This is a genomic window from Calidifontibacillus erzurumensis (assembly GCF_013303125.1).
GTDB classification, from domain to species: domain Bacteria; phylum Bacillota; class Bacilli; order Bacillales; family Bacillaceae_J; genus Calidifontibacillus; species Calidifontibacillus erzurumensis.
In genome coordinates this window covers 1-7,451 of the sequence record NZ_JABTTE010000043.1, presented here as the reverse complement: position 1 = coordinate 7,451, position 7,451 = coordinate 1, and the positions used below count along the sequence as shown (strand labels likewise).

At 36.8% G+C, this 7,451-nt stretch carries 9 protein-coding genes; 6 read left to right on the top strand and 3 right to left on the bottom strand.

Features of this window, described 5'->3' with window-relative positions; all coding sequences use genetic code 11:
• Positions 1–84: 84 nt before the first annotated feature.
• The 3 genes from HR057_RS16560 to HR057_RS16550 all read right to left on the bottom strand — a co-directional run bounded on the left by HR057_RS16560 (position 85) and on the right by HR057_RS16550 (position 1,354).
• Complete coding sequence (locus HR057_RS16560; protein WP_173732588.1) at positions 85–654, bottom strand: manganese catalase family protein; 570 nt, start codon at positions 652–654, stop codon at positions 85–87.
• Between the two features lie 207 nt (positions 655–861).
• Positions 862–1,125, bottom strand: coding sequence for a spore coat protein CotJB (locus HR057_RS16555; protein WP_173732590.1), 264 nt, complete (start codon positions 1,123–1,125; stop codon positions 862–864).
• Positions 1,118–1,354, bottom strand: coding sequence for a spore coat associated protein CotJA (locus HR057_RS16550; protein ID WP_173732586.1), 237 nt, complete (start codon positions 1,352–1,354; stop codon positions 1,118–1,120). Before HR057_RS16550 ends, HR057_RS16555 begins: the two co-directional genes overlap by 8 nt.
• Positions 1,355–1,568: 214 nt before the next feature.
• Here HR057_RS16550 and HR057_RS16545 point away from each other — a divergent pair, with 214 nt between their 5' ends.
• The 6 genes from HR057_RS16545 to prsW all read left to right on the top strand — a co-directional run bounded on the left by HR057_RS16545 (position 1,569) and on the right by prsW (position 7,433).
• Entirely contained in the window at positions 1,569–2,162 is a 594-nt protein-coding gene (locus tag HR057_RS16545; protein WP_173732584.1) for a genetic competence negative regulator, read from the top strand.
• A 194-nt stretch (positions 2,163–2,356) separates the two neighbouring features.
• Positions 2,357–3,271 (top strand): D-alanine--D-alanine ligase family protein, encoded by a 915-nt coding sequence (locus HR057_RS16540; protein ID WP_173732582.1) that lies wholly within the window; start codon positions 2,357–2,359, stop codon positions 3,269–3,271.
• A 107-nt stretch (positions 3,272–3,378) separates the two neighbouring features.
• Positions 3,379–4,650: a Glu/Leu/Phe/Val family dehydrogenase gene (locus HR057_RS16535; RefSeq protein ID WP_173732580.1), complete on the top strand. Its 1,272-nt coding sequence runs from the start codon at positions 3,379–3,381 to the stop codon at positions 4,648–4,650.
• Between the two features lie 52 nt (positions 4,651–4,702).
• Positions 4,703–5,701, top strand: coding sequence for a YpdA family putative bacillithiol disulfide reductase (locus tag HR057_RS16530; RefSeq protein ID WP_173732578.1), 999 nt, complete (start codon positions 4,703–4,705; stop codon positions 5,699–5,701).
• Between the two features lie 42 nt (positions 5,702–5,743).
• On the top strand, positions 5,744–6,709 hold the full coding sequence (locus tag HR057_RS16525) for an asparaginase (protein WP_329955901.1): 966 nt from the start codon (positions 5,744–5,746) through the stop codon (positions 6,707–6,709).
• 28 nt (positions 6,710–6,737) lie between these two features.
• On the top strand, positions 6,738–7,433 hold the full coding sequence (gene prsW / locus HR057_RS16520) for a glutamic-type intramembrane protease PrsW (protein ID WP_173732574.1): 696 nt from the start codon (positions 6,738–6,740) through the stop codon (positions 7,431–7,433).
• Positions 7,434–7,451 lie beyond the last annotated feature (18 nt).

The following is a 7,451-nucleotide window of genomic DNA, read 5'->3' as shown; positions in this document are numbered from 1 at the left end:
TATAGTAAGGGGCGTTCAGAAATCAAAAATTCGCCTATCTGGACACCCCCAAACATTGATAATAGTATTTTTGAAGTATTGGTATTAGAAAAACTTTTTCTTATCTCTTTCTTCTTTTAAAATTTCCACAGCTTCTTTAAACCGTTGGGCATGGATTATTTCTCTCTGCCTTAAAAAACGGAGCGTATCATTTACATCCGGATCATCTGATAGATTAATAAGCCATTGATAAGTTGCTCTTGCTTTTTCCTCAGCTGCAATATCTTCATACAAATCCGCAATTGGATCGCCCTTAGCTTGGATATACTCCACCCTAAAAGGATTCCCTGCTGCATTGTGGTAGAATAAAGCCCGATCATGGTCTGCGTAATGAGGACCTAGTCCAGCTGCTTTCAATTGTTCAGGTGTGGCATCTTTCGTAAGCTTATACACCATAGTGGCAATGATTTCTAAATGGGCTAATTCTTCAGTTCCGATATCTGTCAATAAACCGGCTACTTTATCGGGTATCGAATATCGTTGATTTAAATAGCGAAGGGCAGCAGCAAGTTCTCCATCTGCTCCACCGTATTGTTCAATTAAAAATTTTGCAAGCATCGGGTTGCATTTACTTACTTTTACTGGATATTGGAGCTTTTTCTCATAAATCCACATACTAGTTGAAACCTCCCATTCATTTGCCATGTTTCCTTTATTTCATTAAAAAAGCGAGGCGGCTTTCCGTCTCAGGCAAGCATGAGTTGAATTGCAACAAAGCCTTCTAACTGCAGTTCAGCCTAGACTTGAAGTGGGTCAAAAAGATGCAGCTGAATATAATTGTGTTTTTATTTTTCAATCATAAACATCGCAATGCATGTTGATTTAGACCTGCCATGGCCAAGGAGTGTCATCCCAATCCCATGGATATCTTGAGAAACTATGTCCATATTGAAGCAGAGGTCCAAACTGGGATTCATATTGTTTAGCAATTTGTCTTCTTTGTTGGGCAAGTTTGTTGAATTGTTCGATCGCTTGAAGATCATGTGGATGAGTGTCAAGATAAAGCGTCAATTCAACTAAAGCAAAATCAATCGCTTGCAATTCTTCGAGCAGTATATAAAATTCCCGCGGCATTTGTTTATGCATCACTTTGACCCTCCCTCAATTTCAATTCATGATGATTGAAGTACGGATCATAAAAAAATGGCCAAAGTGTACCGGTGCGCAATGCTTCTTTAGGATGGAATTGCTGCAGACCTTGAGGCTGGAAGTTAATGTATAGGTTTGGTGGTGTAACATACTCTTTACATGTGATTGGTGGACAAGGATCAAAAGGACTTACGTATGGAAAGTATGTTTTCCGCAATGTAAACATAAAGGCCCTCCTTCTGTTGTTGTTCAACTTCATTCCATTTTATGGGCTATGGAATTGTCCTATTCCAAAATATCCAAAACAAAATGCTTGTCTAAAACCTTCATTTAGGTGTAAGATTAAGGTTAAAAAAATTAAACAATAAGAACCATCTAAAATAACAAACATATAGTAAAGAAGAGGGTGTTTGGGAGTTGATGATAAGGGAGGGTAGCTCATGAGGCTGGAGCGTTTGAATTATAACAAAATAAAAATCTTTCTAACTTTCGATGATTTAAATGAACGAGGTTTAACGAAGGAAGACTTATGGCATGATAGTCAAAAAGTTCATCAACTCTTTCGTGATATGATGAGTGAAGCTAGTGATGAATTAGGTTTTGAAGCAGATGGTCCAATTGCGATTGAAGTGTACTCTCTACAAGCCCAAGGAATGGTTATTATTGTTACGAAAAACTCGTCTTTCCAGGATGAGGACGAGGAATTTAATGACTTCATAGAAATGCAAGTAACTGTTGATGAAAGTGATGATATTTTTTATGAATTTCAATCACTTGACGATCTCATATTATTAAGTTCAAGATTAAATATTTTAGGTATCAAAGGCGGAAAGCTGTATTCTTATCAAGGTCGGTTTTATTTAGAACTGCAAGAATATGAACTTAATGACCATATAACTGAAAATATCATTGCCATTCTTTCTGAATTTGGTACTCCTTCGACAATAACAATTTATCGAGTGATTGAATATGGCAAGGAGTTAATGTCTGAGAATGCAATTGGCCAAATATATCACTATTTCAATAACAAATGATCATCGTTCCCAATCATAAATTTTATGAGGCGTAAGCCTCTTTTTTTATTTTTTCCTTGTCTTGTTTTGAACAAGTGGTATGATTAATTTGTTAAATAGGCACTTTATCTAGAAACTTGGAATACGATAGAATAGCTATGGTTTTAAAATGAGTAGGAGACCCTTACCACTATTTAAGGAGTGAAATGTTCGTTATGAAAATTGCTGTATTATATGGGGGAACATCGGCAGAACGTGATGTTTCTTTGTTAACTGGAAAAGGAATTATGAGTGCTCTACAAAAGAAAGGGCATGAAGTTATTGGTATTGATTTTAATCCAAATAAAATCAGTGAACTTTTAAGTTTAAATGTTGATTTAGTATTTATTGGGCTGCATGGCCGATTTGGTGAAGATGGAAGAATTCAAGGACTTTTAGATATGCTTAATATTCCATATGTCGGAAGCGGTGTATTAGGTTCGGCATTGGCGATGAATAAAGTAAAAGCAAAGAGAATTTTAGAAAAAGCAGGAATGCGTGTTGCCAAAGACCAAACATTAAACAATGAAACCTTTAACCGTGATGAATTTAAGTTGCAACTTGAGTTTCCTGTTGTTGTAAAGCCAGTTCGCGAAGGGTCGACGATCGGTTTAACAATTGCCTATAACGAAGAAGAATTGCTAGAGGGTATAGAAAAAGCTTTTCAACATGATGAAGATATTTTAATTGAAGAATTTATTAAAGGAATGGAAGTAACGGTTGCTGTTTGGGGGAAAAAGGGCGATGAGCAAGCTCTTCCAGTCATCGAAATTGTTCCAAAAAACAAATATTATGATTATGAAGCAAAATATGCTCCTGGAATGAGCGAGCATATTATTCCTGCCAGGGTAAGTGCAGAAACCTATGAGTACTTGCAGAAAAATGCAGTCTTAGCCCATCAAGCTTTAGAATTAAAAACATATTCACGGACGGATTTTATTGTTCCTGATGATGGCAGTTTGCCTGTAGTATTAGAAGTAAATACACTTCCTGGCATGACTCCGACAAGTCTATTTCCTGATGCTGCAAGGGAGGCAGGCTACTCTTATGAAGATATGATTGAAAGGTTAATAGAATTAACGTTAAAATAACCCAAAATCATTGCATGAAATAGTCTAATATGTATACTATTGAGGTGTAAGTAAAAAATAACCGTAAATCATCTTTCTTCGATGAATCTTTAGGAGGTAAAAATCTAATGGCAGCCGATAAAGCAGATATCGGGAATGAAGACAAACTAGATGTCTTAAAATCAACACAAACGATTATCAAAACGGCGTTAGATAAACTTGGCTATCCAGAGGAAGTCTTTGAACTCCTGAAAGAACCTCTGCGAATGATGACGGTCCGTATTCCGGTTCGGATGGATAATGGGACGGTGAAAATTTTTACAGGGTACCGTGCGCAGCATAATGATGCAGTTGGTCCTACAAAAGGCGGCGTCCGCTTTCATCCAAATGTAACGGAAAGGGAAGTAAAAGCTTTATCCATTTGGATGAGCTTAAAATGCGGCATTGTTGATTTGCCATATGGCGGCGGTAAAGGCGGTATTGTTTGCGATCCGCGCACAATGTCGTTTCGTGAGCTTGAAAATTTAAGCCGTGGATATGTTAGAGCGATTAGTCAAATTGTCGGACCTACAAAAGATATACCTGCTCCTGATGTTTTTACGAATTCACAAATTATGGCTTGGATGATGGACGAATATAGCCGAATTGATGAATTTAATAATCCAGGATTTATTACAGGAAAACCGCTGGTGCTTGGCGGTTCACACGGCCGTGAATCAGCGACTGCCAAAGGAGTAACGATTTGCATTCACGAGGCTTTAAAGAAAAAAGGGATTGATATAAAAGGTGCAAAAGTTGTTGTCCAAGGATTTGGAAATGCAGGTAGCTATTTAGCAAAATTTATGCATGATGCTGGAGCTTGCGTCATTGGTATTTCAGATGCTTACGGCGCCCTTTATGATCCGAACGGTCTTGATATTGATTACCTGCTAGACCGACGCGATAGTTTTGGAACAGTTACAAAACTTTTCAAAAATACAATCACAAACAAAGAGTTATTAGAATTAGAATGTGATATTCTTGTGCCTGCGGCCATCGAAAACCAAATTACTGAAGAAAACGCTCACAATATTAAGGCGAAGATTGTTGTAGAAGCAGCTAATGGTCCAACGACATTGGAAGCAACTAAAATTTTAACAGAACGGGGAATTTTGCTTGTTCCTGATGTATTAGCAAGCGCTGGTGGTGTAACTGTTTCATACTTTGAATGGGTCCAAAATAACCAAGGTTATTATTGGTCTGAAGAAGAAGTTGAAGAAAAGCTTCAAAAAGTAATGGTAAAAGCGTTTAACAATGTCTATGAAACAGCACAAAAACGAAAAGTAGATATGCGCTTAGCGGCTTATATGGTTGGTGTCCGAAAAATGGCGGAAGCAGCACGTTTTCGCGGTTGGGTATAAGAAAAGGATCCTCGTTTTATGCGAGGATTCTTCTATTTGAGGAGGTCTTTTTATGAATAAGGAAGAAGTAATTATCGTTGGTGGAGGTCCATGTGGATTAGCAGCTGCAATTGCATTACAGGAAAAAGGAATTAAAGCACTTGTCATTGAAAAAGGAAATATCGTTAATGCTGTTTATGAATTTCCAACACACCAAACTTTTTTTAGTACAAGTGAAAATTTGGAAATTGGCGATGTGCCTTTTGTTACAGAAAATCGTAAACCGACAAGAAATCAGGCGCTCAGTTACTACCGTGAAGTTGTGAAACGTAAAAATTTACGCGTCAACACTTTTGAACGAGTTGAACTTATCGAAAAGCAAGCAGAACAGAAGTTTATCGTCCAGACAACAAAGATGGATGGAAAAAAAATGATCTATGAATGTGAAAATGTTGTAATTGCCACTGGATATTATGACAATCCTAACTATATGAATGTTCCTGGAGAAGATTTACCAAAGGTTATGCACTATTTTAAAGAAGCGCATCCTTATTTTCGAACAGATGTTGTTATTATTGGTGGGAAAAATTCTGCTGTTGATGCGGCACTTGAATTGCATAAGGCAGGGGCAAACAGCATTACTGTTTTATATCGAGGTGACTCTTTTTCACAAAGTATAAAGCCATGGATTTTGCCGGAATTTGAATCACTTATCAGACATGGACATGTAACGATGGAGTTTAATGCAATTGTTAAAGAAATTACAGAAGATGCCGTATATTATACCGTTAATGGTGAAGAAAAACGTATAAAAAACGATTTTGTATTTGCCATGACTGGATATAAACCGGATCATGCATTTTTGAAAAAAATAGGTGTTGGCATTGAAGAATCAACAGGACGTCCTCTTTACAATCCGGAAACAATGGAAACAAATGTTTCAGGAGTTTTCATTGCTGGTGTTATTGCTGCCGGAAATAATGCAAATGAAATTTTTATAGAAAATGGACGCTTTCACGGAACATTAATTGCCGATTACCTTGAACGCAAATGTTATCCGCCTGTTCGATAACTTCATTGCACTAGAATACCTTCAGGGATGGTGAAAAAAATTGTGAAGAAAAAAATCGCACTCATTACAACTGGCGGTACAATTGCAAGCAAAGAAGTTTCTAAAGGATTACTTAGGTCAGGCGTGTTAACAGGTGAGGAGCTCGCATCTTTGTGCCAATTGCCTGAAGATATTGAAGTGAAAATTGTAGATGTGATGCAAAAACCGAGCATGCACATTGATTTCGAAAAAATGAAAGAAATTCGAGATGCCATTTTGAAGGAGCTTCAAGATTCTACCATTTGTGGTATTGTTGTAACCCATGGTACAGATTCGTTGGAAGAAACTGCTTATTTTCTTGATATTACAATTAATGATTCTCGACCAATTGTTGTTACGGGCTCTCAGCGGTCTCCTCATGATATAGGAACCGATGTTTATTCTAATTTGCGAAATTCCATTTATGTTGCTGTTGATCCCAATTTGCACCATACCGGGGTTGTTGTTGTCTTTAATGAACGAATTTATTCTGCAAAATATGTGAAAAAAGTTCATGCATCAAATGTACAAGGATTTGAATCATTTGGGTACGGCTATTTAGGCATTATTGATAATGATGTTGTGAGTATTTACCAAAAACCAATCGTGAAAGATTATTATATAATGAAAAGGAATATTCCACGTGTTGATATCATTAAATGTTATACTGGAGCAGATGGTGTATTTATTGAAGCTGCTATTCATGCTGGTGCAAAAGGAATCGTATTGGAAGGCGTAGGCAGAGGTCAAGTGTCCCCATTAATGATGAGTGCGATCAAACGAGCAATTGCTTCTGGGATCGTTGTTGTTGTTACGACAAGTGCTGAAGAAGGAAAAGTGCATCCTTCCTACAGCTATACAGGAAGCGCGCATGATTTACAGCAAAACGGAGTAATTTTAGGCGAAGATTATGATAGCAAAAAAGCAAGAATAAAGTTGGCGGTTCTTTTATCCTCTGTTGATTCAGTTGACCAGTCTTATTTTAAATAATGCTTTTTTAGAAAGGATTATTTTTTAAATGTTAGCAATTATTACTAGCGGGATAGCCCCCGGGCTTGCGCTTTTATGCTATTTTTATTTGAGAGACAAATTTGAAGTTGAACCGATCGGTATTGTTTTACGTACATTTATCATTGGTGCTTTGCTCGTATTCCCCATTATGTTTATTCAATATGCTTTTATGAAAGAAGGAGTGTTGCAAAGTAATTGGAGTCAGGCTTATTTATTATCAGGTTTTTTAGAAGAGTTTTTTAAATGGTTTATTTTATATTTTACCGTTTTTCAACATGAGGAATTTAATGAACGCTATGATGGAATTGTTTATGGTGTATCTGTATCATTAGGATTTGCAACGATTGAAAATATTTTATACCTATTTGCCAACGGAATCGAATTCGCTTTTTTAAGAGCACTTCTACCTGTTTCAAGTCATGCGTTATTTGGGGTAGTCATGGGCTTTTATTTAGGCAAAGGGAAATTTGCAACATGTAAGAATCGACGGGTATGGCTCTCTTTATCGTGTCTTTTGCCTGTAGTTTTACATGGAACTTATGATTATATTTTGTTGACAATTAAAGAACACTGGCTTTATATCATCATCCCTTTTATGATCGTTCTCTGGATGATTGCTTTGAAGAAAGTAAAAGAAGCTAACAAATTGGATGAACCAAATGATATGGGATTTATAACAAAAAGTGAAAATATTTCTAATTAGTACGAGGGTGTCCAGAAC